The sequence below is a fragment of the Stenotrophomonas sp. HMWF023 genome (assembly GCF_003060985.1).
Classification (GTDB): domain Bacteria; phylum Pseudomonadota; class Gammaproteobacteria; order Xanthomonadales; family Xanthomonadaceae; genus Stenotrophomonas; species Stenotrophomonas lactitubi.
On record NZ_QAIJ01000071.1, the window covers coordinates 1 to 2042 of the forward strand.

General features: G+C 56.3%; 1 protein-coding gene and 2 pseudogenes. All 3 read left to right on the forward strand.

What is annotated here, in order from left to right; all coding sequences use genetic code 11:
- Nucleotides 1-228 (forward strand): annotated as a pseudogene (locus DBR20_RS02895) (hypothetical protein); the annotation flags it as partial.
- Between the two features lie 3 nt (nucleotides 229-231).
- Nucleotides 232-1233, forward strand: coding sequence for an RHS repeat-associated core domain-containing protein (locus DBR20_RS02900; protein ID WP_108265123.1), 1002 nt, complete (start codon nucleotides 232-234; stop codon nucleotides 1231-1233).
- 573 nt (nucleotides 1234-1806) lie between these two features.
- Nucleotides 1807-2042 (forward strand): annotated as a pseudogene (locus DBR20_RS22275) (hypothetical protein); the annotation flags it as partial.

Genomic DNA, 2042 nt, shown 5'->3' on the forward strand with positions numbered 1-2042 from the left:
CAGGTGCAGTGCTCGGTGGGTTGGAACCAAGTGGCCGATGCCACCGAGTTCCAGCTTGAGAGCGGCGGCGGCGGCAAGCGACTGTACACCGGGCCCAAGGCTTATGTGAGCGCCAATGGTGGTGCCTACTGCGCCGGTGACTATCGCGTGCGTGCCTGCAATGCAGGCGGCTGCTCGCCATGGTCAGCCGATCATCCCGTCACCCAAGGTGTACTGAGCTGGGACTAAGCCATGAATGGAATCACTTCTCTATTGATTCGCGCAGCGCTTCTTGTCATGGCGACGGTAGCCGGTACTGCACCGGCTGCGGCCCAGGAAGTTGTGGAATACATCCACACCGATGCACTGGGCTCACCGGTGGCGATAACCGATGCCACCGGAAATGTAATCGAGCGTACGGTGTATGAGCCGTATGGGGCCGTGGTCAATCGGCCGTTGAAGGATGGTCCGGGATATACGGGGCATGTGACGGACTCGGGCACAGGTCTGAGCTACATGCAGCAGCGGTATTATGATGCTGAAATTGCCACGTTTTTGTCTAGCGATCCCGCGCCGGTAGCCGCAGATGATGGATCGGGGTTCTGTAGGTACTGCTATGTGTTTGGTAATCCATACGGTTATATTGATCCGGACGGCAGGGAGGGTCAGGCAGTTGTAGGGAGTAGAATTAAAGGGAGCGAAAAAGGGTTTGCCGGATCGAGGTGGGGAACGGTCGGTGGAAGCTATGCGGGTTCCATGCTGAAGAGGCATCGAACCCCAGCGAGTCAGGAGCGGCTCATTGAAAGTGTCGGTGGAGACAAGGAGTTGCTCCGTTATGCGCGCAGGACGCATGAGGAGTTTGTAACTTCTTTGATAGGAATTGCCGGCGGTGGAGGTTTGAGTTTCGGTAGGAATGGAGCTAAAGAGACGGTAACATTGTTTAGGGCGGTTGGGCCGGATGAGTTGGGTGATATTATTGCAACTAGGGCGCTTCGTAATCTCGGCTCCGCAGAAGGAAAGTACTTCACAACATCTGCGATGGATGCGACCGCATACGGGCGGCAGGCTGTAAAGTCATTTGGTGATGCGCCGTATACAATAATACGAGTTGATGCGCCAAAGAATGTTCTCAATGGGTTGTCTCCAGCCAGTGTGGATCGAGGTATTCCAGCATGGGTAGTTCCTAACGGGAGGCTTCAGGGCCTTTCTCCGAGGGTTTTAAATAGTTCTCCCGTTCCTGCTAAAGGACTTTGATGGTGCAGCCTGACATAATTATTTCTGTCCGATTCTTGCTGAGTGCTGAGGGAGGGAGGTTGGGCGATGTAGTGGGAAGAGTATATTCATGTCCACTATACGTGGCTGGTCGTGCATTTGATTGCCGCTTGCTATTGGAAGGAGGGCGGGCCATTCTCGGGGAGAACTACGAAATTCCAGTTGCCTTTTTGTTTCCGGAAGAGGCCCTTGTAGTGGCAAAACCGGGGGCAGATGTGTCTCTTTGGGAAGGAAGGACGATCGCGCGCGGTCGCATTTTGCGTGTCCTATCAGACATCAGATAGAAGTCTATCGGTGCTGCCTAGACTCAACTTCCAAGTGCAACATCCCGCAATCGCGTAGGGTGCCCGCTTAGCAAGGCAGTGCCATTTGAGTTCCGAGGAGCACGCCATGCTAAAGATCGATGCCAGCAACGACGCGGGCATACGCCTGCGCTGAGCGTACCGGCGACCGCCTTCAATGGCAGCTACAGCATCAGCTGGTCGCCCTCTGCCGGCGCAGAGCGCTTTGAACTGGACGAGAGTGCTAATGGTGGTGCCTGGACCCAGGTCCACAATGCGGCGGGCCAATCCCAGCCGTTACACGCTGCAGGAAAGCACCAATGGCGGCGGTTGGGTGACCCTGTTCGATGGCAATGCGGGTTCCTATGCCACGCCTGCACGCGGAGTGGGCAGCTATGCCTACCGGGTGAGAGCCTGCAATTTCGCGGGGTGCAGCCCCTACTCGGGCATCGTGACGGTTGTCGTCGCACTTCCGCCTGGAACGCCCCATTTCTATCTGGCCGAATGGCT

Excerpts from the sequence above, each read along its gene's own strand:
- DBR20_RS02900 (WP_108265123.1), top strand. The coding sequence starts at position 232 with ATGAATGGAATCACTTCTCTATTGATTCGCGCAGCGCTTCTTGTCATG.